Origin of the sequence: Acinetobacter sp. SCLZS86 (assembly GCF_021560715.1) — a bacterium.
GTDB lineage: Bacteria > Pseudomonadota > Gammaproteobacteria > Pseudomonadales > Moraxellaceae > Acinetobacter > Acinetobacter towneri_A.
The window spans coordinates 1,633,517-1,659,626 of record NZ_CP090864.1 but is presented as its reverse complement, the minus strand read 5'-3'; the positions used below and the strand labels follow the sequence as shown (position 1 = coordinate 1,659,626).

The 26,110-nt window shown below is 40.8% G+C and carries 23 protein-coding genes; 6 read left to right on the top strand and 17 right to left on the bottom strand.

Going from position 1 to position 26,110, the window contains the following annotated elements; all coding sequences use genetic code 11:
• Positions 1-208: 208 nt before the first annotated feature.
• The 3 genes from LZP46_RS07990 to plsB all read right to left on the bottom strand — a co-directional run bounded on the left by LZP46_RS07990 (position 209) and on the right by plsB (position 5,056).
• Positions 209-1,933 (bottom strand): SulP family inorganic anion transporter, encoded by a 1,725-nt coding sequence (locus LZP46_RS07990; RefSeq protein WP_236093501.1) that lies wholly within the window; start codon positions 1,931-1,933, stop codon positions 209-211.
• A 118-nt stretch (positions 1,934-2,051) separates the two neighbouring features.
• A complete protein-coding gene (locus LZP46_RS07985) occupies positions 2,052-2,363 on the bottom strand; it encodes an ArsR/SmtB family transcription factor (protein ID WP_236093500.1) in 312 nt (103 codons plus the stop codon).
• Between the two features lie 188 nt (positions 2,364-2,551).
• Entirely contained in the window at positions 2,552-5,056 is a 2,505-nt protein-coding gene (gene plsB, locus LZP46_RS07980) for a glycerol-3-phosphate 1-O-acyltransferase PlsB (RefSeq protein ID WP_236093499.1), read from the bottom strand.
• Between the two features lie 242 nt (positions 5,057-5,298).
• Between plsB and cysK the strand changes: the two genes are divergently transcribed.
• Positions 5,299-6,297, top strand: coding sequence for a cysteine synthase A (cysK, locus tag LZP46_RS07975; RefSeq protein WP_236093498.1), 999 nt, complete (start codon positions 5,299-5,301; stop codon positions 6,295-6,297).
• Between the two features lie 180 nt (positions 6,298-6,477).
• Here cysK and LZP46_RS07970 read toward each other — a convergent pair whose 3' ends face one another.
• A complete protein-coding gene (locus tag LZP46_RS07970) occupies positions 6,478-7,086 on the bottom strand; it encodes a TetR/AcrR family transcriptional regulator (RefSeq protein ID WP_236093497.1) in 609 nt (202 codons plus the stop codon).
• 439 nt (positions 7,087-7,525) lie between these two features.
• Between LZP46_RS07970 and LZP46_RS07965 the strand changes: the two genes are divergently transcribed.
• Positions 7,526-8,695 carry a thiolase family protein gene (locus tag LZP46_RS07965; protein WP_236093496.1) on the top strand — a complete coding sequence of 390 codons (1,170 nt, stop codon included), beginning with the start codon at positions 7,526-7,528 and terminating at the stop codon, positions 8,693-8,695.
• A 99-nt stretch (positions 8,696-8,794) separates the two neighbouring features.
• On the opposite strand, the gene pcaD is transcribed toward LZP46_RS07965, so the two are convergent.
• The 12 genes from pcaD to LZP46_RS07905 all read right to left on the bottom strand — a co-directional run bounded on the left by pcaD (position 8,795) and on the right by LZP46_RS07905 (position 20,029).
• Positions 8,795-9,577 (bottom strand): 3-oxoadipate enol-lactonase, encoded by a 783-nt coding sequence (gene pcaD, locus LZP46_RS07960; protein WP_236093495.1) that lies wholly within the window; start codon positions 9,575-9,577, stop codon positions 8,795-8,797.
• 71 nt (positions 9,578-9,648) lie between these two features.
• Positions 9,649-10,854 (bottom strand): 3-oxoadipyl-CoA thiolase, encoded by a 1,206-nt coding sequence (gene pcaF / locus LZP46_RS07955; protein ID WP_236093494.1) that lies wholly within the window; start codon positions 10,852-10,854, stop codon positions 9,649-9,651.
• Positions 10,855-10,992: 138 nt separating this feature from the next.
• Positions 10,993-11,646: a 3-oxoacid CoA-transferase subunit B gene (locus LZP46_RS07950; RefSeq protein ID WP_236093493.1), complete on the bottom strand. Its 654-nt coding sequence runs from the start codon at positions 11,644-11,646 to the stop codon at positions 10,993-10,995.
• A 22-nt stretch (positions 11,647-11,668) separates the two neighbouring features.
• A complete protein-coding gene (locus LZP46_RS07945; RefSeq protein WP_236093492.1) occupies positions 11,669-12,355 on the bottom strand; it encodes a 3-oxoacid CoA-transferase subunit A in 687 nt (228 codons plus the stop codon).
• Positions 12,356-12,382: 27 nt separating this feature from the next.
• Positions 12,383-13,603 (bottom strand): benzoate/H(+) symporter BenE, encoded by a 1,221-nt coding sequence (benE, locus tag LZP46_RS07940; protein WP_236093491.1) that lies wholly within the window; start codon positions 13,601-13,603, stop codon positions 12,383-12,385.
• 59 nt (positions 13,604-13,662) lie between these two features.
• On the bottom strand, positions 13,663-14,448 hold the full coding sequence (benD, locus tag LZP46_RS07935) for a benzoate diol dehydrogenase BenD (RefSeq protein WP_236093490.1): 786 nt from the start codon (positions 14,446-14,448) through the stop codon (positions 13,663-13,665).
• Between the two features lie 38 nt (positions 14,449-14,486).
• The gene (benC, locus tag LZP46_RS07930) at positions 14,487-15,503 is read right to left on the bottom strand and encodes a benzoate 1,2-dioxygenase electron transfer component BenC (RefSeq protein ID WP_236093489.1); all 1,017 of its coding nucleotides are present in this window, start codon (positions 15,501-15,503) and stop codon (positions 14,487-14,489) included.
• 95 nt (positions 15,504-15,598) lie between these two features.
• Complete coding sequence (gene benB, locus LZP46_RS07925; RefSeq protein WP_236093488.1) at positions 15,599-16,090, bottom strand: benzoate 1,2-dioxygenase small subunit; 492 nt, start codon at positions 16,088-16,090, stop codon at positions 15,599-15,601.
• Entirely contained in the window at positions 16,087-17,475 is a 1,389-nt protein-coding gene (benA, locus tag LZP46_RS07920; RefSeq protein ID WP_180005949.1) for a benzoate 1,2-dioxygenase large subunit, read from the bottom strand. Before benA ends, benB begins: the two co-directional genes overlap by 4 nt.
• Positions 17,476-17,547: 72 nt before the next feature.
• Entirely contained in the window at positions 17,548-18,468 is a 921-nt protein-coding gene (gene catA, locus LZP46_RS07915) for a catechol 1,2-dioxygenase (protein ID WP_236093487.1), read from the bottom strand.
• A 147-nt stretch (positions 18,469-18,615) separates the two neighbouring features.
• Entirely contained in the window at positions 18,616-18,906 is a 291-nt protein-coding gene (gene catC / locus LZP46_RS07910) for a muconolactone Delta-isomerase (protein WP_096901615.1), read from the bottom strand.
• Between the two features lie 13 nt (positions 18,907-18,919).
• Positions 18,920-20,029, bottom strand: a complete 1,110-nt coding sequence (locus LZP46_RS07905; protein ID WP_236093486.1) for a muconate/chloromuconate family cycloisomerase — start codon at positions 20,027-20,029, stop codon at positions 18,920-18,922.
• A 116-nt stretch (positions 20,030-20,145) separates the two neighbouring features.
• On the opposite strand from LZP46_RS07905, the gene LZP46_RS07900 reads away from it, so the two are divergent.
• The 3 genes from LZP46_RS07900 to LZP46_RS07890 all read left to right on the top strand — a co-directional run bounded on the left by LZP46_RS07900 (position 20,146) and on the right by LZP46_RS07890 (position 24,156).
• The gene (locus tag LZP46_RS07900; protein ID WP_236093485.1) at positions 20,146-21,060 is read left to right on the top strand and encodes a LysR family transcriptional regulator; all 915 of its coding nucleotides are present in this window, start codon (positions 20,146-20,148) and stop codon (positions 21,058-21,060) included.
• 291 nt (positions 21,061-21,351) lie between these two features.
• Positions 21,352-22,725 (top strand): MFS transporter, encoded by a 1,374-nt coding sequence (locus tag LZP46_RS07895; RefSeq protein ID WP_236093484.1) that lies wholly within the window; start codon positions 21,352-21,354, stop codon positions 22,723-22,725.
• A 108-nt stretch (positions 22,726-22,833) separates the two neighbouring features.
• On the top strand, positions 22,834-24,156 hold the full coding sequence (locus LZP46_RS07890) for a DcaP family trimeric outer membrane transporter (RefSeq protein WP_236093483.1): 1,323 nt from the start codon (positions 22,834-22,836) through the stop codon (positions 24,154-24,156).
• A 75-nt stretch (positions 24,157-24,231) separates the two neighbouring features.
• On the opposite strand, the gene LZP46_RS07885 is transcribed toward LZP46_RS07890, so the two are convergent.
• Positions 24,232-25,656 carry an aminotransferase-like domain-containing protein gene (locus tag LZP46_RS07885; RefSeq protein ID WP_236093482.1) on the bottom strand — a complete coding sequence of 475 codons (1,425 nt, stop codon included), beginning with the start codon at positions 25,654-25,656 and terminating at the stop codon, positions 24,232-24,234.
• Positions 25,657-25,863: 207 nt separating this feature from the next.
• Here LZP46_RS07885 and LZP46_RS07880 point away from each other — a divergent pair, with 207 nt between their 5' ends.
• A complete protein-coding gene (locus tag LZP46_RS07880; protein WP_236093481.1) occupies positions 25,864-26,013 on the top strand; it encodes a hypothetical protein in 150 nt (49 codons plus the stop codon).
• Positions 26,014-26,110: the final 97 nt, after the last annotated feature.

Here is a 26,110-nt window from a genome sequence, read left to right as displayed (position 1 = left end):
AAACAAGGTTAAAGAAAAGCGGCTATTCTATACTGAAATATCCATGGGCTTAAAAATAATTTTGATATAAAAGTTAAGTCTGTATTTTTAAAAGTGATATTTATCAAACTGTTTAAATTTCAGGAAGATAAAAGTACTCTTTGATTAAAAAGGATGTATATTGATTATCCAGTTATAAAGATTAAATTAAAGACCCATTTCTTGCTCTTTAAGTCAGTTCAGGCGCAAGTTCTTTCATGGCTAAATAATGTGACAAATAAACTTTTCCATTTAAATGCTGTAAAAGTTTTGAATGCTGTAATTTGTCCATTACAGGGCCTTTAATTTCTGAAAAATGCAGACAGATATTTAATTTTTTTAGTTCAAGATTTAAATCTTCCAGCATTTCGAGTGCGCTTAAATCAATACTGCTAATACTCGAACAATTCACCACAACATGCTTTAACTCAGGGTTTTGACTGACTTGATTAATAAAAAAGCCTTTTAAAGTATTGGCATTTAAAAAAGTTAGATTTTCGTCAATTCGCATAGAAAGCACATGTGGCGCGGTACGTACTTTATGTCGCTCAATATTACGAAAATGTTGTGTGCCTTCAAGTAAGCCAATTACTGCTATATGTGGTCGGCTAATACGCCACAACATTAGAATAAAGGTAGACACTATCCCAATAATTAAACCTGTCGAAATATCAATTAACACAACACTAAAGAACGTTACCCACATGGCCAGACCATCGGCTTTGGAATAACGCCAAGTTTCTATAAAAGATTGGAACTCGACCAGTTTCCAAATTGAAACAATAATGGTTGCAGCCAAAACGGCCAGTGGTAAGTCTTGGAAAAATCCCGTGAAGTATAAACTGACAATAACAATCAGGATGGAGGTGAATATACCTGCCATTTGTGTTTTTGCACCTGCGTCGGCATTGACAACGGTACGTGACAAACTCCCCGTGACGGGAAAAGAGGAGCTGACACCTGCACCAAGATTGGCTAATCCGAGTGCAATGAGTTCCTGATTGCTATTTAAGTGACTGCGTTGCTGTAAGGCAGTGGCTTGCGCAATAGACAGAGATTCTACAAAACTAATCATGGCAATCATGGCTGCGCCTGGCAGAAGTTGGAAAACGAGTTGTGTATTCCATTCAGGGAGTTGAATAGGCGGGAATCCTGAAGGAATTTCTCCTACTGTTTTAATGCCGATTTGTTGCAAATGCAGTGAATAAACCAAAGCAATTGAACCGATCACCAATACCAATGGCAAGGCTTTTAAGAGAAAACCACTACCTCGAACACGTTCACGAATGACATTACTGTTGATGATTTTAGGCGCATAAATTAGAAATAAAATGGCAGCAACACCCAAGAGCACGCTATAAAGATGGGTTTGTCCCACATATTGCCAAAAGCTGTGTAAGAATTCAGGTAAGTTATTGGCTTTAAGGGGGATGTCTAAAACAAATTTAAGCTGCCCAATCGCAATCATTAATGCAGAGGCAATAATGAAGCTTTTAATAACAGGATGGCTAATGAGTTGAATTAAAAAACCGAAACGAAAAACACCTAAAAGTAGTGAAATAATGCCGACCATCAGGGCAAGTAAACAGGCTGCTTGAATATAAGCGGCTGAACCAACTTCAAATAATGGATTGAGTGTCGCAAAGGTCATCATGGAAATAATGGCGACTGGGCCAATGGACAAGGTTGGGCTGCCACCAAACAAGGCGTACATGATCATGGGGATCACGCTCGCATATAAACCCATGACAGGAGGTAAACCTGCAAGCATGGCATAAGCCATCCCTTGAGGTACCAACATGGCTATGACGATAAACGCAGACAACAGGTCAGTTTTAAATGTTTCTGCATTGTATTTTCGCAGCCATTGCCAAGCAGGTAGTACACGTGCCAAACGTGAATTGAAATCTGACATACTGAAATCTAAATCATAAATTTAGATATATTATGAACAAAAAATGCTAAGAAGTCTTTGAAATAGCAGGAGAGTATTCAAGTTTTATGGTGATGCCTGATAATACAGGCATTATCATTTAGACCTGCGGGCAATAAAGTGCATAGAGGGTATTAAGTACCTGCACCATTTTGTCATCTTTAATTGAATAAAAAATTTGCTTGCCATCACGACGGGTATTCACTACATCACTTTTACGCAGCATCATTAATTGTTGCGATAACGTAGGCTGATGAATTTGGGTTAACTCTTCAATTTGAGAAACATTTAATTCTTGCTGAGATAAATGACAAAGAATTAAAAGGCGGTCAGTATTCGCCAAAGATTTTAAAATTCCAACAACGGTATCCGCAGATTCACGCATTGATGTGATTTCAAGCCCATCGTTCATTGTTTATTCTCTTAATTTACAGCTAACCCAATATATTAGGCGGGAGTGGAAGATAAATGATATAACATAAATCATTGGTTATATATGAGAATAATTATCATTTAAGAAAAGATATCAGCCCATCATAAATAATGGGCTGATATTCTAATCAAAAAATTGATCAAAATGTGGTTGAGTTACAATTAAACCTATTTTTTCACTTGTTCAAAATTTTTTAATTCTTTCTCACTAAATTCACTAGACGCAGTTAACAATTCCTGAATTTCTGGGTTGTACCAAGCAAAGTATTCTGACATTTTTGCACTAAACGTATCATCTAGGCTTATCTGCGTAGCATTGTGTTGTAAGATGCCTTGTTGATCTAAACTGCTAACAAAACTTTTTAAGGTTGCACTATCAAAATAATATGCAGACTTAAATTGTGCAGAATCTGCAGCGCGTTGTAATACGGTTTTTGCCATTTTTTCCAAAACTTTTAGATTTAAAGGAATGTGTGCGCTATAATGCAGCAAAAGTCCTTGAATCAATACGAAATTATTTATACTTGGTTTTGCCAGTTCAGCTAAGGCATAGAATTCATGCTGGGTAGCTGGGTTCGGCAGTAGTTGTTGATTTGTTTCTGTAACCCAGTTTTGTTGGATAAAGTACGCCACAATTTTTTCTATTTCTTGAGAAAGTTCTTGCGCCGTCCATGCCAAGAAAAACTCTTGTTTCAAATATGGATAAATCGCCTGCATTTTTTGAATTAATTCTGCGCATGATAACACTAAGTTTTGTTCATTAAACTGCTGCACAATTAATGCGACACACGCCGGTAAAATAAAGCAATGTAAAATATTATTGCTAAAATAGCTCAATAAGATTTTTTGGCTTTCAGCGACTCGAATCTGTTCTATATCATCTTGTTTAAAATGCTCAACTTGTTTAAGTTTTAGTGCATATTCAATAATTTCTTGTGGATTTAATTCCGTAATAATCATACGGGGGTCATAACACAATTGTTTGAGCAAACGTCGATATTGTTCAATTCGGGCGAGTAGCTCATCTTGTGTCAAGGCATGCTGATCGGCATTTAATAAAATCAGAGAGATGAGTGCAATTGGATTAATCACTACGGCTTTATTGATATTTTCCAAAATCGCATGCGCAGTATGATCTACCGTATGAATTACAGAGCTCGGTAGTTCGTCATTGATATTCAGTTTTACATCGTGTGCTTGGTTGGCAGTTAAAACATCATCTAAAAATACAGGTTCACCAAAGTTGACATAGACCTTACCAAAGACTTTTTCAATTTTACGGGCAGAGTTTAAAATGCCCCATAAAGATTCGGCTTCTTTGGGTTTGCCGTTCAATTCATTTAAATAAGATGTACCCTCAATCAGTTTTTCATAACCAAAATACGTCGGAATAAATGCAATAGGTTTGGTTGCTCCGCGTAAATGACTTTGAATAGTCATCGACAACATGCCTTTTTTCGGTGGTAACAATAAACCTGTACGTGAGCGTCCACCTTCAATGAAGTATTCGAGTGGGGTGTTGCGTGACAATAAACTGTATAAATATTCTTTAAATACCGAGGTGTATAATTCATTGCCGCTGAAAGTACGGCGAATAAAATACGCACCTGCACCACGCATGAGTTGACCCACAATTGGTAAATTTAAATTAATACCTGCTGCAATATGCGGCACCATCAAGCCACGATTAAAAATCACATAAGACAGCAACAAATAGTCGATGTGGCTACGATGACAAGGGGTATAGACAATTTCATAGTCTTTGGCGAGTTCGCGTACCGTGTCAAAGTGATGCACTTCAATGCCATCATAGAGCTGTGTCCAAAGCTTGGTCAGTGCCAGTTCAGCAAAACGCAAAGTCGAATAAGAAAAGTCCGATACAATTTCAGTTAAATAGCTTTTAGCACGGTTTTCTGCTTCAAACATACTGACTTTTTGTTCGATACTTTCTTTACGAATAGCTTGTTGTACTGCTTCACTTTTCATCAACGCATAAATCAAATTACGGCGGTCAGATAAGTCTGGGCCTAAAATCGCTTCTTTGTGTTGATTAAAATTGTGTTCCAGATGTTGCTCAATAAAGTGCGCAGGAGATAAGTGTGGCTGTTGTTGTGTGGCTTGTTCAATAAGCTGACGTAAGGAAATTGCTTTATGAAACTCGATGTAGTTATCACGTGAATAGAGTGAAATATTAATGGTTTGTTTAAGCTTGTTTGGCGTAGACCATGCATCGGCAAATAATGCTTTAAACCAAGAGTCTTCATATTCTGGTGGACGTCCCCAAAGTACAGTTACGGGAACTAACAGCACATCATGTTCAGGATGTTGCTCTAAGGTTTCAATGAGTCGAATCAATTTGGCAGAGTAGTGATAAGCACTGTGCTGTGGGTTTTTCTCATGCAAGACTAAAATGGAATCATCTTCCTGATGCTCGGCAATGTTTAAAGGCGCATATACGGAAGGTAAACCACGAGATTGCGTCTGCTGATCAATCAATACGGTATTACTGAGTGAAGCATCTTGTAGCACATAACAAAATTGTGTTTTTTCAGAGCTTTGTGCAACACGATGTTCTAATTCTGCAGTCGTGCCTAATACTTGTGGCGTCACAATCTTATTTAAGATTTTTTTAGTGAAATTACGATAAAGCTGACTGTAACGTTTATTAGACATTGCATTCCCTACATTTTGTTATGTGTTGCTATTGTCAAAAAATAAATAGCGAATTTCAAACCCAAGTGCCGAGAAAATCGACAATTAAACTGAGGTTGTCATCTCTTTATTCTAATTCGCATTTTGTTGAAAGCTAATCATATTTTTGTATAAAACAATTTTCGTGAAACATCGGCAAAAATTTTATAAAAAGGTATGATAATTTAAATTTTGTTTATACAGATATAACTTAGGGAATAATCATGACCACAGATGCAGCTTTTCCAACACCAGCAAATTTAGGGATTGCCGTATATAGCAATAATGCAGAAGCGATTGGTAACACGCCATTGGTACGCATTAACCGTTTAATTTCTGGCGGTGCAACGGTTTTAGCCAAGGTGGAAAGCCGTAACCCTGCATTTTCTGTGAAATGCCGTATTGGAGCAGCTTTAATAGCAGATGCAGAAAAACGTGGCGTGTTAAAAGCGGGCATGCATATTGTCGAACCGACCAGCGGTAATACAGGAATCGCTTTGGCATTTGTAGCTGCAGCAAAAGGTTATGAAATTACACTAACTATGCCTGCAAGCATGAGTATCGAGCGCCGTAAGGTTTTGAAAGCTTTGGGTGCAAATTTAGTGCTGACTGAGCCTGCAAAAGGCATGAAAGGCGCGGTGGATGAAGCAGAGCGTTTAGCAACTGAACATCCAGAAACTTATTTTTTGCCGCAGCAGTTTAATAACCCTGCCAATCCACAAATTCATGAAGAAACCACAGGCCCAGAAATTTGGGCAGCAACAGGCGGCAAGGTCGATATTCTTGTTGCAGGTGTAGGTACAGGCGGTACGATTTCTGGTATTTCGCGTTATTTCAAAAAGGTAAAAGGTCAGGCATTGCATACTGTTGCAGTCGAGCCTGCTGAATCTCCAATTATCGCTCAGGCCAAGCGTGGTGAAGCCATTACGCCTGCACCACATAAAATTCAGGGGATTGGCGCTAACTTTATTCCAAAAAACCTAGATTTAGATTTGGTGGATGAAGTGATTGCGATTGAAAGTGCTGAAGCAATTGACTGGGCGCGTAAAACAGCAACCCAAGAAGGTATTTTAGTCGGTATTTCAAGTGGTGCAGCAATGGCTGCTGCTGCAAAATTGGCGGCACGTCCTGAAAATGCAGGTAAAAATATTGTGGTGATTTTACCTGACAGTGGTGAGCGTTATTTATCTTCAGTATTATTTGAAGATATTAGTGCAGAATGATGTGTCTTTAGACAGTCAAAAGAATTTGAAAAATCCCAAAGTTTGAACTTTGGGATTTTTTATTTAGAGAATAAATTTATGAGGTGAGTTAATACGTTCTGAAAAGCAAATTTCTTTCTACTTAGACGCTAATATTTAGCGGGATCAGCAATGAATCCAACGAAGCTAACTATGTAAAAATCAAACAATCGCAGATACTTTATCTGGCGTCATCAGTGCTTGATTAATATATAGCTTGATTAAGCGTTCACGTGACCCAATAGCTTTTTGATAATGGGTAGAATTGAGTAATAACGACGCACCATAAGTTACTGTCCAAATATAAGACAGATAATCACGGATCGACATCGCGCTGTTAAAGGACTCTAAATAGGCTTGGGTGATGTCCTTAATTTCTAAAATACGCTGCTCACGAATATCGTATAACTGTTCAAACAATTCATTTAGTTTACGTTCATTATTGGTTAAGCGTTCTTCAATCGAGTGCAGCAAAATCGTACGGTTGGAATTAAGCATGTTATACAGCATGTACTGCGAAACATAAGTTTTAAAGTTATGGTGATATTTTTTGGAAATTTCCAATAAACGCTGTTCATTTAAAATAATTAACTCCAAATACAGCTGGTTTTTGCTTTTAAAATATTTATAAATTGTACCTTTGGCGATGTCTAATTCTGCTGCCAACTCACTTAATGTAATCTCGTTATGATTTTCAAGTAATAAAATCTCAGCCATTGCCAAAATTTTCTCTTTGCGACGTCGGAAATTTTCTTGGCGTAGGGTCGTCATCAATCAATATTCCAATTACAACCAATTAAGCATGTTGGAGTCTAGTGCAGTTTGAGCAACTTGAAAATAGCACCAAGGTCTTGAAAAGGTAAGTTTTAACGTATGTTCATCAGTGAACCAATGAATTTAAAAAATATCATGTGAAAAATAGCACAATCCATAAGCCAAATCGGTTGTCAATAAAACTGAACCAAAGAGGTCATTTTGGTGAAATAAAATTGGATTTCTAAAACTTTTATTCTATTTTTCATAAGCAAGGCCTAAAAGTCTAAGATCAATCAAGCATAGCAATTCAGCACTTTGCGAGATTGCAATGCTCATCTTTTGATTTACATTTAACGTGAATTACTTGCTAACTCACAGGGATGTTATTTGTAATTTTAAAAAGCATGGCTTTTACGGTAATCACTTTAAAAAGACGGTAATAAGGGACTAAAAAATGATTGTCATTGTAGATGCTGTACGTACCGCAATGGGCGGCTTTCAAGGTTCATTGGCCAGTTGTACTGCACCAGATTTAGGCGCGGTTGCGATTCAGCACGCAGTTGCACGTGCAGGTTTAAGTGGGACTGACATTGATGAAGTAATTTTTGGTTGTGTATTGCCAGCAGGTTTAAAACAAGGGCCTGCGCGTCAGGCGATGCGTCAAGCAGGTTTACCCGACAGCACAGGTGCAACCACCATCAATAAAATTTGTGGCTCTGGGATGAAAGCTGTTATGCAAGCTGCAGATGCAATTCAGGCGGGTTCAGCGCAAATTGTGGTTGCTGGCGGTATGGAGTCTATGTCAAATGCGCCGTATTTGTTAGATAAAGCACGTGCAGGTTTCCGTATGGGGCATGGCAAAGTTACAGACCACATGTTTCAGGAAGGTTTAGAAGATGCTGAAACAGGCTTGTCGATGGGCGTATTGGCGCAAGAAATGGCAGACAAGAAAAACTACACCCGTGAACAACAAGATGAATACGCCATTCGTTCTTTAAACCGTGCGGTAGATGCGATTAAAAACGGTTATTTTAAAAATGAAATCGTGCCTGTCACTGTTCATTCACGTAAAGGTGATGTGATTGTCGATCAGGATGAGCAGCCTTTAAATGCCAAAGTCGATAAAATTAGCAGTTTACGTCCCGCATTTAAAAAGGATGGCACGATTACAGCAGCCAATGCCAGTTCCATTTCAGATGGTGCATCTGCTCTGGTGATTACATCAGATGTGGTTGCGGCAGAGCGTGGCTTAAAACCGCTTGCAAAAGTTGTGGCATACGCGACTCATTCACAGCATCCCTCTGAGTTTACTCTTGCTCCTGTAGGCGCGATTCAAAAAGTGCTAGATAAAGCAGGGTGGTCTGTTGCAGATGTAGACTTATGGGAAATTAACGAAGCCTTTGCCATGGTGACTATGCTTGCGATAGATGCGTTCGATTTAGACCCTGCTAAGGTGAATATTCAGGGCGGAGCGTGTGCTTTGGGGCATCCTCTGGGTTCTTCAGGCTCACGTATTATTGTGACACTTATTCATGCATTGCAACGAATTGGTGCGAAAAAAGGCGTGGCGTCATTGTGTATTGGTGGCGGTGAAGCAACAGCGATTGCTGTGGAGCTAGTTTAAGTCCAGCTCGTCTAACTGCGGATTCATCTATAAAAAATAGAGCTCTCGAAAGAGCTCTATTTTTTTAACTTTTAACTTATTAACAATAACAATGAAGTTTTATGCTTGGATAAATTGCTTCACCGCTTGGTTAAATTCGTTTGGCAATTCCACATTAGAAATGTGTGATGCATTGATTTCAAACAATTGGCTGTTGGTAATACGTTCAACCATAAACTGACCATCGACAACTGTAGTGACAGGATCTTGCTGACCAGCAACCACTAAAACAGGTACAGTAATGTCTTTAAGTTGTTCACGTACATCCGCTTTAGCCAAAGCTTCGCAACAGCTCGCATAACCTTCGGCGCTGCCAGCTGCCAAGTCGTTTTGAAGATTGTTGACCACTGTCGCGTTGCTTCTTTGGATAAAGGGTTCAGTAAACCAGCGTGATGCTGCAGTAGATGCAATCGGTTGTAAACCTTGTTCACGTACCAATGCAGCGCGGTCGTTCCAAGCCTGTTCCTGACCAATTTTTGCTGCAGTATTACACACCACCACCTGATTAAAGCGCTCTGGACGATGAATCGCTAACCATTGACCTGTTAAACCACCCATGGAAATACCACAGAAAGCCGCTTTTTCAATATTCAAGTGGTCAAGTAGATTTACAACATCTTGCCCCAATTGATCAATGCTATATGGGCCTTGTGGCGCAGATGAAGCACCATGACCACGGGTGTCATAACAAATCACAAAAAAGTCTTGCTGGAAAAAATCAATCTGTGCTTGCCACATTTTGAAGTTGGTTCCGAGCGAGTTTGAAAAAATCAGTGCAGGTTTTGCAGCATCACCAAAAGTTTGGTAATTGATTTGTGCATCATTTGATGTAAATGTTGGCATTTTTTTTTAAATCCTTAATCTTATAAATCCCCCTAAATCCCCCTTTATGAAAGGGGGACTTTTAATGAGGATTAAACACGTTCAATGATCAAAGCAATACCTTGACCGACACCAATACACATTGAACATATACCGTATTTACCGCCTGTTTGTTCAAGTTGGTTCAGCGCAGTCGTCACCAGACGCGCACCTGATGCACCTAGTGGGTGACCTAGAGCAATTGCGCCACCATTTGGATTGACTTTCTCTGAACCATCTTCAATGCCTAAGTCACGAGTACATGCTAATGCTTGTGCAGCAAAGGCTTCGTTCAGTTCAATCACGTCCATTTGTTCAATGGTCAAACCTGTTTGTGCCAACAATTTTTTGATTGCAGGCGCAGGACCAAAACCCATAATGCGTGGTTCAACACCCACAACAGTCGAACCAATAATTTTGGCACGTGGTTTTAAACCGTGTTGTGCTACCGCTTCTTCAGATGCAATGAGTAGGGCAGCTGCACCATCGTTAATGCCTGACGCATTACCCGCAGTTACAGTACCTTCAGCTTTTACCACTGGCTTCAATTTTGCCAAAGCTTCTGCTGTGGTTGATGCACGCGGATGTTCGTCTGTAGCAACAACTACAGGTTCACCTTTACGTTGTGGAATTTCCACCGCAATAATTTCTTTATCAAAGAAACAGCGTGCTTGTGCAGCTGCTGTACGTTGCTGGCTAGTTAAAGCAAACAAGTCTTGATCGGCACGGTTAATATTGAACTGTTCCGCTACGTTTTCAGCGGTTTGCGGCATAGTTTCTACGCCGTACATTTCTTTAAGTTTTGGGTTAATGAAACGCCAGCCCATAGTGGTGTCTTCAATTTTTTGACTACGACCATAAGCAGATTCTGATTTGCCCATTACAAATGGTGCACGGCTCATTGATTCAACACCACCTGCAATAATTAAGTTGGCTTCACCTGCTTTAATTGCACGTGCAGCCATCGCAATTGCGTCTAGCGATGAGCCACATAAACGGTTCACTGTGGTTGCAGGCACTTGGTACGGTAAACCTGCCAAAAGTGCAGACATACGACCTACGTTACGGTTATCTTCACCAGCTTGGTTGGCACAGCCGTAAATCACGTCATCAACTTGTTCCCAGTTTACAGATGGGTTGCGTTGCATAAGGGCTTTGATTGGGAATGCGCCTAAGTCATCTGCACGGACTGGTGCTAAACCACCTGCATAACGACCAAATGGGGTACGGATGGCATCAATGATATATGCGTTTTTCATATTTTATTTTCCAAATATCTTAATCTCTCCCAACCTCCCTTTAAAAAAGGGAGGAGATTCCCACCTAAAATTACTTGATGGAAGTCCCCCTTTGAAAAAGGGGGATTTAGGGGGATTAAAAATTATATTTAAAGACGATTAAGCCTGAGTCGCATCAATCAGCTTTGCACCAGTCAATGACTGTAATTCTTCAAAGCTTAAGCCTTCAACTTTCTCAAGAACTTTCATGCCTTCAGGAGTTACGTCAATCACACACAAGTCTGTGTAAATGCGGTCTACACATTTTAAACCTGTAGCAGGATAAGTCAGTTCAGCCACAATTTTAGCTTCGCCTTTTTTGGTCACGTGGTCAGTCGTAATAAAGACTTTTTTCGCACCAACGGCCAAGTCCATTGCACCACCTACGGCAGGAATGGCATCTGGCGCGCCAGTGTGCCAGTTTGCTAAGTCGCCATTTTCAGCGACTTGGAATGCACCTAGTACTGCGATGTCTAAGTGACCACCACGCATCATGGCAAATGAGTCACCATGATGGAAGAATGAACCGCCTGTGAGCATGGTGACGAACTCTTTACCCGCGTTGATTAACTCAGGGTCTTCTTCGCCTGCAGGTGGTGGTGGACCGAAAGCCAATAAACCATTTTCAGAGTGTAAGAATACGTCTTTGTCTGAAGACAGGTAGTTAGAAATTTTAGTTGGTAAGCCAATGCCAAGGTTGACATAAGCACCGTCTGGAATGTCTTGCGCCACACGTTCAGCAATTTGATCACGTGTTAATTTGGTATAGCTCATGATGTTCTCCTTCACGTGACAGTTATGCAGATTGTTCAGGTTGTTTTGCGCCAACGGCAACAACGTGCTGAACAAAAATACCTGGGGTGATAATGTGTTCAGGGTCTAACGCACCCAACTCTACCACTGCAGAAACTTGCGCAATGGTCACATCTGCCGCCATAGCCATGATTGGGCCAAAGTTACGTGCAGATTTGCGGTACACCAAGTTGCCCCAACGGTCGCCTTGCTGTGCTTTAATTAAAGCAAAGTCCGCACGAATTGGGTTTTCAAGAACGTAATCTTTACCTTCATAATTTAGGGTTGGTTTGCCTTCTGCAAGCAACGTACCAAAACCTGTAGGGGTGTAGATTGGCCCTAGACCCATACCAGCAGCCTGAATACGGCATGCCAAGTTACCTTGTGGCACAAGTTCAAGTTCGATTTTGCCTGCACGATAAAGTTCATCAAACACCCAAGAGTCAGACTGACGTGGGAATGAACAGATGATTTTACGTACTGCACCCGCTTTGAGTAATTTAGCTAAACCGTAGTCGCCATTACCTGCGTTGTTGTTCACAATAATTAAATCTTTGATGCCAAGTTCAATCAAACCATCAATGAGTTCCGCTGGTTGACCTGCGGTACCAAAACCACCAATCATGATGGTTGAACCATCTTTAATTTGCGAAAGAACTTCTGTTAAAGAAGTTTGACTTTTATCAATCATAATGTGTCCTAGACAATTGCCTGTCCATTAACTTTTGGAACTTTGAGTTGAAGGTAGGGGCGCTGCTGAGTTGTCACGTTTGGTTAAAACCAAATGAGCGATCAAACCAATACAGATCCCCCAAAATACAGAACTTAGCCCTAAAAACTGCATGCCAGAGGCAGTTGCTAAAAAGGTGATGAGGGCTGCATCACGTTGTGATTCCTGACCCATTGCAACAGAAATATTGGTGGCAATAGCACCTAACAGTGCCAGACCCGCCAAAGCTGCAATCAGTTCTTTGGGCAATAAGCTAAATAGCATGACGATGCTACCTGCAAATAACCCACCTAAAATATAGAAAATACCGTTTGCCACACCTGCGATATAGCGCTTTTCTTTCAGTTCGTGCGCATCTTTACCTAAACATAATGCTGCGGTAATTGAGGCAAGTACAATGGTAATACCTCCCACACACGCCACCGCAAGCGAAGCAATACTGGTCGCGCTGATGATCGGTTTGGCTGGCATGTCATAACCGCTGATTTTCATAATTGCCATACCTGGTAAAAACTGTCCGGACAGGCTGACTAAAATCAAAGGTAATGCCAAGTTTAAGGTAGAATTCCATGTCCATTCAGGCGCAATAAACTGTGGAATTGCCAAACTAAAATTGGTGGTGACAGGGTTAATTTTACCGAGCATTAAGCTGAGTATAATGCCTGCAGCAAGCACCCAAATCATGGCATAACGTGGACTAAAACGCTTTGCCAATAAAAATACCGCTAGCATCCCAAATACAATGTATGGCAGGGTATCGGTTGCAGTAAATAAACCTAAACCAAACTGCACCAAAATTCCCGCCATCATGCCTGCAGCAACTTCTTGCGGAATCCATGACAAGAGTTTGTCAAAATAACCTGTAATTCCAATCAAAAAAATCACCACGGCAGAGGTGATGTAAGCAGCAACGGCTTCATTCAGGGTAATATCTGGAAACAGCGTTACCAGTAAGGCTGTACCCGGTGCAGACCAAGCGGTCACCACAGGTACTTTATACTTAATTGATAAAAAGATACCTGCGACTGCAGCACCAATAGAAATTCCCCAAATCCATGAAATCATCATGTCTGGGGAAACTTGGGCTTGCTGTGCTGCCTGAAAAAAGATGATCAATGGCCCTGAATAGGAGATCAGCACTGCTAAGAATCCTGCAACAGTGGCTGAAATTGACCAGTCATTTTTTAAAGTTTGGAACAGGTGACTCATTGAATATTTGCCTCCTTGCATCAAGCAATGATCCTGTTAAAGTTGGTCATGATCTTGGCTTAACCCTGATCACCACCACCTACAGGTACAACAGTACCTGTCATGTACGATGATTCATCAGAAGCAAGGAATAAAATAGCATTCACCTGTTCCTGAATAGTGCCGTAACGACCCAAGAAAGTACGATCAATTGTTTGATCTACAACTTCTTGCATCCACGCTTGTTCTGATTCAGAAAGCGGGTTGGCGTTACGTGGTACTTTGCGTGGTGGTGCTTCTGTACCGCCTGTGGCAATTGCATTGACACGAATACCGTCTTTGGCGTGTTCAAAGGCAAGGGAAGAGGTTAAACCGTTTACACCACCTTTAGACGCCGAATATGGCACGCGGTTAATACCACGTGTTGCAATAGAAGATACGTTTACAATCGTACCTTTCTGGTTTTTCACCATTTCAGGCAATACTGCGCGGCAGCACCACATAGTAGGGAACAATGAACGATTCACTTCCTTGATAATTTCTTCTTCAGAAAATTCTTGGAAAGGTTTCATCCAAATTGCACCACCGACGTTGTTGATGAGTACATCGACACGGCCATAGGTATCGAGTGCTTTTGCAACAACAGATTCTGCGCCTGCAAAAGTTTCAAGATTGGCTTTTACAGTAACAGCATCGCCACCGTGTTCTTCAATTTCAGCCAACACTTCTTCTACATAAGGAGAAAGGTCGGCCATGACTACTTGTGCGCCTTCGCTAGCCACTTGTAAAGCCACACCGCGACCAATGCCTTGAGCGGCACCAGTCACGATTACAACTTTGTTTTCAAATCTTTTTGAGCGATTCATTGTATTCTTCGACTATGTTTCTAGACTGTCTAACAAACTTAGTTGGCAGAGAATTTTTCAAATAGGAAGCTTGCAGGTTTAATACCTTCTGCATCTAACCAGCCACGCACCGCTTCTACCATTGGCACTGGACCACATAGGTAGATGTCTACATCACCACCGTTGAGCCATTCGTTTTCGATATGACCAGTAACATAACCTTTACGCTCATGTGCAGATTCTGGATTTGCCACTACAGTGCGATACTCGAACCAAGAGAATTTTTCTTGTAGTTCGTTTAATTTTTCAATTGCGACTAAGTCAAAGTCATTGGTCACACCAAAGACTAAACGTACAGGGTGCTCAGAACCTTTTTCTTCAAGCACTTGCAGCATAGACATAAATGGCGCAATACCTGTACCACCCGCTAACATCACCACAGGGCGTGCTACATTACGTAGGTAGAAGCTACCAAATGGACCAGTAAAGGTCATTTTGTCGCCAGCTTTAGCGTTTTGGCTTAAGAATTCGCTCATTTTTCCGTTTGGTACGTTACGTACCACAAAGCCAGTTAAGCGGTTACCAGGCTTAGAGCTGAAAGAATACGAACGAGTTTCTGTTGTACCAGGAATACCCACATTCACATATTGACCTGCAAGGAAGTGAATGTCTGGTTGACTTTCATCTAACTGAATATCAAAGGTAATAGTCGAGTCAGATAAGTTTTCAACACGTGCCAATGTACCTTCAAATGCATGAATTTCAGTTTTACATACATCAGAAGTGGCTTGAATTTGGAATACTGCGTCTGAAGTTGGTTTACATTGGCATGCAAGAATATAGCCTTGTTCAGCTTCTTCTGGTGTCAATGCATCTTCAATATAAGTTTCTTCAGGCATGTCATACGAACCTGATTCACAAAACGCACGGCACGTTCCACATGCACCGTCACGGCAGTCCAAAGGAATATTGATCTTTTGACGGTAAGCTGCGTCTGACAGTGTTTCACCATCTGTAACAGAAATAAAACGTGTAACGCCATCTTCAAATTGAAGTGCAACATTGTGGTTTGACATGGCTGAATATCCTATAGAAATCTTTAAAACTTGACCTTTCAGCCAAAATTCCATCTGGCTGAAAGGTTTTTACCTAGCTGTAAATCAATACAGTCTTAGAGGTGATAAATGTCGATTACTTGGTTGATGTAATCGTTTTTCAGCACCACGTACTTGCTTAAAATTTGTGGTTTGTCGCCAGAAAAGTCGATTTCGTAGCGTGACATACCAAAGTAGCTGTAGTTGGTTTTGTAACGGAAACTCAAGGTGTTCCAGTTAAAACGTACAGTCACTTTATCGCCATCACGTTCAACAATTTCAATGTTGTTGATGTTGTGGCTCGTACGTGTGTCTGGCATGGTTGCAGACGAACGTTCAGTTTTGATACGGAACACACGGTCTTCCAAACCTTGACGGTCTGGGTAGTAAATCAAAGAGATTTCAGACTGTGGATCTTGAGTTAATTGGTCATCGTCATCCCAAGCTGGCATCCAGAAAGAAGCAGTAGGAGCGTAGCACTGTAACCACTCATCCCATTGCTCATCATCTAAAAAGCGAGCTTCTTGATAAAGGAACTGTGCAACTTTTTCTAAAGTGATGTCGCTCATGCGTTTTCTCCTTCAGTAGATGCCGCAATTTCTTTTTCAGTTGCGATGCCTTGTTTGATGAGTTCTAACCAGTGTTGGTGCTGAGCAAGGTATAAACCTTCGTCTTCAGTTTTAATACCAGAAAGTTTTGGTTTTAAACCAATTTCGTTGGCTGCATCGTCTGGACCTTGGATCCAGTGCTTAGAGCCACGGCACATATCGTTCCACTCAAGTGCGATACCTGCGTAACCTGCTTGACATGCACGGAATTCTTCAAGATCGTCTGGGGTTGCCATACCTGATGCGTTAAAGAAATCTTCGTATTGACGGATACGGCGTGCGCGTGCTTCTGGCTCTTCACCCACAGGTGCGATACAGTAAATAGTCACTTCAGTCTTATCTACAGACAGCGGACGTAACACACGAATTTGTGAACCGAACTGATCCATGAAGTACACGTTTGGATAGATACACAAGTTACGTGAACGTTCGATCATCCATTTCGCCATCGCTTCACCGTATTGCTCGGTGTATTCATCTTTCTTGGCAAAGTTAGGACGGTCTTCTGGGTTAGCCCATTGTGTCCAAAGTAGCATGTGACCATTTTCAAAGCCGTAAGAACCACCGCCTTGTTTGCCCCATGAACCTGCGCTCATAGCACGAATGTTGTCGCCAGCTTCTTTTTCTTTACGTTGCTGAGTTGTTGCAGCGTAGTTCCAGTGTACTGCTGACACGTGGTAACCATCGGCACCGTTTTCAGCAGTTAACTTCCAGTTACCTTCATAGGTGTAAGTTGAAGAACCACGTAAAACTTCAAGACCTTGTTGTGATTGACCTACAATCATGTCAATGATTTTAGTTGCTTCACCTAGGTATTCTTCTAAAGAAGGAACATCTGGGTTTAAGCTACCAAACAAGAAACCTTTATAGCTTTCAAAACGGGCAACTTTTTTCAAGTCGTGTGAACCGTCTTTGTTGAAGCAATCTGAATAACCCGCATCGGCAGGGTCTTTCACTTTTAACAACTTACCAGAGTTGTTGAAAGTCCAACCGTGGAATGGGCAAGTATAAGTTGCTTTGTTACCACGCTTGTAACGACATAACTGTGCACCACGGTGTGAACACGCATTGATCATGGCATTTAATTCGCCATTGCGGTTACGTGCAATGATAATTGGCTGACGGCCAATGTAAGTGGTGTAGTAGTCATTGTTGTTTGGAATTTGGCTTTCGTGTGCCAAATAAACCCAGTTGCCTTCAAAAATGTATTTCATTTCTAGGTCAAACAGGGCTTGGTCTGTGAATACTGAACGGTGTAGTTTAAATTCACCAGATTCAAAATCATCAACCAATAGCTCATCAATGCGGTCTAAGTGGCTGGTGTTAATTACAGGAATACGAGGCATGTCCTTTCTCCGACTTTCCAAGGAGGGCAGTCATCGGGATGGGGCAACGACCACATCCCGATTCCATTCAAATTATGCGCTTGCGCGGCGACGTTCAACTTCAGTAGAAGGAGCGCCTTCTTTATCTTTCTGAAGAACAACGTTGAATTGGATGTATTTGAAAGGACCTTTCAAACCACGTTTTGCGATTTCAGCTTCGTCAGTCACGTCAACCGCAGTTGCCACCAGACCTTCACGAGTCGCGAATGCAAAGTCATCCCACAGGTATTGGTCGCCTTCAATATTGAATTGAGTAGTCAGCTTGCGGTAACCCGGTGCAGATACGAAGTAATGTACGTGCGATGGACGGTTACCGTGACGGCCTAGCTTGTCCAGTACAAACTGAGTTGTACCTTCTGGAGGGCAGCCATAACCCACTGGCATTGTCGTCAATGCAGTATATTGACCATCGGCAGCGGTAATGATGCTGCGACGCAGGTTAAAGTCAGACTGTGACTTGTCAAAGAATGAGTAGTTGCCCAGGCTGTTGGCATGCCAGATTTCAACTTTAGCACCTTCAACACGGTTGCCGTCAGTATCAGTCACTGTACCTTCAATGATCAGCGTCGGGATTTTGCCTTCTTCAGAACCATCGTCCATACGAGCAAAGCTTACTGTTTCAGGTGCGCCAGAGACATAAAGTGGACCTTCAATCGTACGTGGCGTACCACCAGTAATGCCTGCTTTCGCGTCAGCTTCGTCAGCACGTAAGTCTAGGTAGTGTTCCAGACCCAAACCTGCAGCCAATAAACCTAATTCGTTCGCTTGACCGGCATCAGTAAAGTATTCCAGACCTTTCCACAGTTCTGACTGAGAAATATCAAGATCTTCGATCGCTTGGAAAAGGTCACCCAATAAACGCACAACAACTTGTTGTACACGTTCATCTACAGGGCCTGTCGCTGTATCAACGTTCATTTGCTTAACTAATGCATCAATTTCTTGGCGATTCATTTTCATTCTCCTTGGAGGTGTGCTTTGGTGGCGAATATCTCTGGACTAAAAACGAGATAATTGGCTGCCACTTTCCTTGTTTACTTGGTTTGCTAAATGTTTACTTTGGTGCTGGAGTAAGGTGCTTACTCCAGTTTCCGAATTAAATCAGGTGTCATCTTCACGAATTGAAGATGGGTGGCGGTTCAATGCCATCACTTCAATATTCATGTAAGGGTAGAGTGGAAGACCTTGTAAAATGTTGTGCAGTTCTTCGTTGCTCTCTACATCAAAAATACTGATGTTTGAATATTGGCCAGTAATACGCCAAATATGACGCCACTTGCCTTGACGCTGTAATTCCTGTGAATAGGCTTTTTCAACAGCTTTGATTTCGTTGGCTGTTTCAGCAGGCATATCCAATGGAATGTTTACATCCATACGTACGTGGAAAAGCATGGGTTTCTCCTAATTACTGACGACGCAAGTTGTCAATTTTGTCTTCATCCAGTTCAATGCCTAGACCTGCACCTGTTGGAAGGTGTAATTCAAAGTCTTGGTACTGAAGCGGAGTTTTTAAAATTTCTTCTGTCAGCAATAACGGGCCAAATAATTCAGTGCCATAAGCTAAATTTTGGAAGGTAGAGAACACGTGTGCAGATGCAATTGTGCCGACTGGGCCTTCAAGCATGGTGCCGCCATAGAGGTCGATACCTGCCAACTGTGCAATCGTTGCCACTTCACAGCCTTCAATCAGACCAGCAGACTGTGCAACTTTTACTGCAAATACAGATGCCGCATTGCGTTTCGCCAATTGATAAGCACTTTGTGGGCCCATCAATGATTCGTCTGCCATGATGGCAATATCAAATTTGCGAGTTAAACGCTCCATTGCATCAATGTTGTCAATTGCACATGGTTGTTCAATCAGGTCTACACCACCATCTTGTAGAAGTTGAATACCTTTAATAGCTTCAAGTTCTGACCAAGCACGGTTAACGTCCACACGAATAGAAACGTCTTTACCTAAAGCTTGTTTAATGGCTAATACGTGTTCAACATCTTGCTCAACAGGGCGTGAACCGATTTTGAGTTTGAAAGTGTTGTGGCGTTTTGCCGCAATCATTTTTTGCGCTTCAGCAATGTCTTTTTCTGTATCGCCAGACGCAAGCACCCATAACACAGGAACAGAGTTGCGTAGACGACCACCTAAAATTTCACTTAAAGGTTGGTTTAAGCGTTGTGCTTGAATATCTAATAAAGTAGTTTGAATGGCACATTTCGCAAAACGGTTACCATTGATATTCTTTTTAATGATCTGTAAAGTTTGCGCAACGTTCAAGCCAGCTAAAGTTTTTAGCAATGGTGCGAAATATGTTTCAATATTGGTTTTCACACTTTCTGGGCTTTCTTCACCATAGCCCAAGCCACCAATTGTGGTCGCTTCGCCCCAGCCAACAAAACCATCTTCAGTGGTGATTTTGACTAATACCAGGGTTTGGGTTTGCATGGTTGCAACCGCCATCTTATGTGGACGGATGGTTGGTATTTCCACCAGCAAAGTTTCTACTGACTTATACATGGTTTGCCCTTCATATCATTGCTTTATTACAGTTATGTGATATACCTTAAAAGAATAAATTGCATTGGTCGAAGATCAAATTTGCATTTTTTTATACTTAAAAGGTATTTTGAGCTATGGAACTCAGACATTTACGTTATTTTGTTGCTGTTGTAGAAGAGCAAAGTTTCACCAAGGCAGCAGAAAAACTCTTTATTGCTCAACCACCTTTGAGCAGACAGATCCAAAATTTAGAACAAGAGCTTGGAATTCAACTATTTGAGCGCGGGAGCAGACCGCTTAAGACCACGGAAGCAGGCCAATTTTTTTACCAGCATGCTGTTAAACTTTTGTCTAATGCTGAAGAAATTAAGTCGATGACTAAACGGGTAGGTATTGCTGACCGTACCGTGACTATTGGCTTTGTTGGTTCTTTATTGTTCGGTTTATTGTCAAGAATTGTATATTTGTTTAAGCAGCAGCATCCGCATTTAAAAATAGAAATGGTGGAAATGACCACCAATGACCAGATTCAGGCCTTAAAAGAAGGGCGTATAGATGTCGGATTTGGTCGTTTGCGTATTTCCGATCCTGCGGTGAAACGCATACTATTACGTGAAGAAAGATTAATGGTTGCTGTGCATTCAAGTCATCCTTTTGCGATGCAAAAAGAAGGTGTGTATTTGGCCGATGTCGTTGATCAGCAACTATTTTTATATCCGAATCACAACAAACCGAACTTCTCTACGCAAATTCGTGGCGTGTTTTCTGAGTATGGACTAGAACCAAGGAAAATTCGTGAAGTACGAGAACTGCAACTGGCTTTAGGCTTTGTTGCAGCAGGTGAAGGGGTGTGTCTGGTGCCTGAAAGTGCAGAAAATATTCATTTGGCACATTTGCACTTTATACCTTTATTAGATGATGCGGCGGTGAGTCCAGTCTTTATGGCTATTCGTAACATGGATGAAAGTGAAGATATTCGTTCTTTATTTGACTGTATCTATCAAGTCTATGACTTGGAAGCTGTGACCTATGACCGTAATGTTTTCTAATAAATTTAATTTAAATCAATGGTTTGAAAATTAAATCGCACATCAATTTATCATGCTATTTATTTGTATTTGCCGTCATTTGAATTAGAGAGAAAAACTTTTTCACTCTTTCAGATGACGGCATTTTTTATACACTTTCTATTTTATTTTATAAATATCAATAATTTATATTTTCTTAGACTTTTTAGGTATGTATCCATGCCTATTCAGTTTTGGACAAATTTTAACTTCTTATTCATTGTGTGCATCTGAGTTGGAGTAACGGACTTCACAATTAGGAGGTGAAGCAAGATGCAAAGCAATAAAATTAATATCAATACCTTGATTGATGATGCCAAGTTCACGCCATTTCATTGGGGCGTATTGTTTTGGTGTCTGATGATCATTATTTTTGACGGTTATGATTTAGTCATTTATGGGGTTGCATTGCCGCTGCTCATGCAAGAGTGGGCTTTAAGTGCAGTTCAAGCTGGCTTACTGGCTAGTACCGCATTATTTGGCATGATGTTTGGTGCGATGACCTTTGGTACGCTTTCTGACAAATTGGGGCGTAAAAAGACCATTATGATTTGTGTGGCTATTTTCAGTGGCTTTACATTCTTAGGTGCGTTTGCAAGCAATCCAGTTGAATTTGGTATTTTACGTTTCCTTGCTGGACTTGGTATTGGCGGTGTAATGCCAAACGTTGTGGCCCTTATGACAGAATATGCGCCAAAGCGTATTCGTAGTACTTTGGTTGCGCTGATGTTTAGTGGTTATGCCATTGGCGGTATGACTTCAGCATTGTTGGGTGCATGGTTAGTGCCAGAGTTTGGCTGGAAAATCATGTTCTACATCGCAATTATTCCATTGGTGGCTTTACCGTTAATTTGGAAATTCTTGCCTGAGTCACTTATGTATTTGACCAACAAGAAAGAAATTGAGCAAACCCGCAGTATTGTGCAAAAAATTTCGCCAAGCCAACAATTAAATGGTGACACTGAGTTTGTATTGAATGAAGTGACTAAAGGCGATGAAGCACCTGTAAAAGCATTGTTCCAGCAAGGTCGTATGTTCAGTACCTTCATGTTCTGGATCGCATTCTTCATGTGCTTGTTAATGGTTTATGCTTTGGGCAGCTGGTTACCAAAATTAATGATCCAAGCGGGTTACTCATTGGGCGCAAGTATGATCTTCTTATTTGCACTGAATATTGGCGGCATGATTGGCGCAATTGGAGGGGGTGCATTGGCTGACCGCTTCCATATCAAAAAAGTAGTGACCATTATGTTTATCTGTGGTGCAGCAGCATTAATTTTGCTTGGCTTTAACAGTCCACAAATTGTGTTGTATACCTTAATTGCAGTTGCAGGTGCAGCAACCATTGGTTCACAAATCCTGCTTTATACTTTTGTCGCACAATATTACCCATCTACTGTACGCTCTACAGGTATGGGCTGGGCGTCAGGTATTGGTCGCATCGGTGCAATCGTTGGGCCAGTCTTAACTGGTGCACTATTAACCATGAATTTACCGCACCAAATGAACTTCTTTGCTATTGCGATTCCAGGTGTAATTGCTGCCTTAGCAATCTTCATGGTGAATTTAAAAACATCTGTAGAAGCGAAAGCCCTTGCAGAGCCTGCGGTAGAAAGCAATCAAATTGCACAAAAAGCAACCCAATAATTTCTATACCTTTCAATTAATCTAAAGTCATCAATGATATAGATCGCCATCTTAAGCGATGGTGATCTGTTGCTAGATTTTGATGGCACAATAATAAGTGAGTTTAGGATGAACACGAAAACATTAACCCAATCTTTAAATTTTCAACCTACAACGGTTCGACCAACAATGCAGCGCACGCTCATGATGAGCATGATTGCATTGAGCATGGGCGGTATGAGTGTTGCAGCACAAGCGCAAACTCAACAGCAAACGGAAATTGAACAACTTAGACAAGAGGTTCAGGCTTTACGTGGTTTGATAGAACAGCAAAAAGTACAAAATACGCAAACAGCAACGGCAATCGCCAATGTCCAACGCAGTTCAGCAAGCCCGAGTCCAATTCTGAAAACAGCCAAAGGTGCTGAGTTCAACTTATATGGTAATGTGCGTTTAGATGCGTCTTATCAGGTTGAGGGTAGTAGCCGAGATTTGCCATATAACCACATTAATGCAGTGGCGTTAGAAGGTAATAATGAAAGTAGTGATCGTTTAAGATCAACACTTTCAGCAACCCGTATAGGTTTAGATTTTAAAAGCCCAGTGGGTGATCAAGACGTAAAAGGTAAAATCGAAGTCGATTTCTTGGGCGGTTCTAATTTTGATAATTTACGTATTCGCCATGCTTATTTGAACTACGGAAATTGGTTGATTGGTCAAACTTGGTCAAACTTTGCGATTCCAGACTATATGCCAGAAACCATTGATGCTTTGGCATTTGTTGGTGGTGCTGTAAAACGTACACCTCAAGTACGTTATACAACAAAGTTTAGCCCGCAAACCAATTTGGTACTCGCAGCTGAAGATCCTAAAGATGCCACAATCAACCAGCGTTTACCTGCATTAACTGTGCGTTTAAATCATCAGTTTGCTGATAATTTAAATGTCAGCGTACGTGCGATGGGACATGAAAAACGTGTCAATTCGGATGAAGAAATGGCTTGGGGCGTCGGTGTCGGTGCAAAATATGATGTTGTACCAGGCACGACTCTAAAAGCCGATTATTACCATGTAAAAGGTGATAGTAGCTTTGTGTCATTCACGAATAAAGGTGTTGTTGCTCAGACAAATGGTAGTCTTATTCAAAGCGAGTTTGACTCAATCATGGTTGGTATTACACAAAAATTTAGTGACAAAGTGCATGGTACTTTAGGTTATGGTTATATGAGTTTTGATAAAGACCCTAACTATATTGCAGCTACGAAAGACAAAACTACGATTAACAAAGATTTATGGCAAACTTGGGCAAACGTATTCTATAGCCCTCGTAAACCGTTAAGCTTTGGTTTAGAATATGTTTATGGTGAGCGTGAAGCATTCGGTGAAGCAGCAAATGGCAGTAAAACAGGTGAAGATAACCGAATCAATGCAGTCGCAATTTATAACTTCTAAAATTGCACTTTAAATCACAAAAGAGCTGAGCCAAAACTCAGCTTTTTTTATTGTCGGGTGATCGGCTCTGTAATTTTAGGCATGAGTATATTGCGTGATGTGCTGTTGTATCACCTCAGACAAAACATCTAGTGCAGTCGCAATATTACTGTTCCAAGCAAAAGAACAGTTTAAACGCATAAAGTTTTGGCTGACTTGTTCAGAACGGAACAGTTGGCTTGGCGCAATGCCAATCTTATTTTGAATCAATTGCTCATAAATTGTATAGCCATCTAAATATGCAGGCAGTTCAATCCATAAAAAATAACCACTAGAATAGTAGTGAATTTTGCAAGCTGGATTTAAGCGCTGTTTCAATTGCTGATAAAACACTTTCTTATGTTTTTCCAGTTCTTTGCGTAATTGGCGCAAATGTTTTTCGTAATGATGGTGTGAAAGAAAATCGACCAAAGTATTTTGGAGTAAGGGACTTGCCGAAACCGTGCTCATTAGCTGAAAATGCTGAATAGCATTGGAAAATTGTCCTGCATAAACCCAACCGACCCGCACAGCAGAACCCAAAGTTTTAGAAAAAGAAGCGCAATGCAGTACCCGTTGTTGTCGGTCAAAATACTTCATGGATAGAGGTTTTTGCGTCCCGTAATACAATTCTTGATAGACATCATCTTCAATTAAATACACTTGATATTCTTCAAGCAAACTTGCAATACGTTGCTTAATTTCATCTCTGACACTAAAGCCAATGGGGTTATGAATATTCAACATCAACCAGCAGACTTTAATCGGGTATTGTTTTAAGGCTTGTTCAAATGAGTCTAAATCGAAACCTGAAACAGGGTGTTCTGGAATGGTGATCACCTGTAAACCAAGACGTTCAGCTGCTTGCCATGCACCATAAAATATAGTTTCTTGTAATAAAATAAAATCTCCAGGTTTGGTCAACGCTTGTAATGACAAATTGAGCGCATCTAAAGCACCTGATGTGATGACAATATCATTTGCATGGGTAGGTATGCCTTGCAAACAGTAGCGATTTGCAATTATGGTTCTTAATTCATAATTGCCTGGTGGCATGTGGTCATGGCTCATATAACTGCTTTTTCGCTTGGCATGCTGCGCTAAAATTTGCATGAACTTTGGGTTAAACAGCAATTCTGCATTGGGGAAGGCAGAACCCAAAGGGCTGACATCTGCAGGCTGAATTGATTTTAAATAGCCAAAGACCAAAGAGTTCATTTGAATATGTGAATTTAAACTCAAGCTGCTTGGTACAGGTTGCTCCGTTTGATTGAGACGTTCTGCAACATAAAAACCTGACTTTTGTTTAGCGTAAACCAATCCCTGCGCTTCAAGTTCTTGATAAGCGTTCAGTACGGTCATTAAGCTATAACCACTGATTTGTGATTGTTCTCTTAACGAAGGCAACTTACTATGTGCTTTCCATGCGCCATTTTCAATGAGTTGCCGAATGTTTAACGCCAATTGTTCAGATTTATACATGGTACGACTCAATCATTTTTTGCATCTGTTAATTATTTTGATCTATTTTTAGGTTTAAAACACCAAATAATTTCTGTTTTTATAACAGATGGGTATGAATCTAAAATCAACTGTTATAGTTTTTAATGAATATTTTGTATCTATAGTAATGCTTTAGAATTTTGCATAATCTGTATATCCCCAAAATCTGGTTAGATTGGAGTTGATATGCAAGAAGATAACTCACGCAAACCTCAGAAATATGCCGATAGCAGTATTTCAGATAAAGCATTTAAGCACATGATTATTTGGTTTACCGTGTACGTGGCTTTATTTTGTATTGGCGTAGCTGTAGTGATAAATTTAGATAAGTTCTAAACAGTTTTTGAATAACAGCACACCTATAATCGCTTCAAGATATGAAAAACATTCATTTGAATTTTAATGAATGTTTTTTTTGTTGATAAAAGAGATC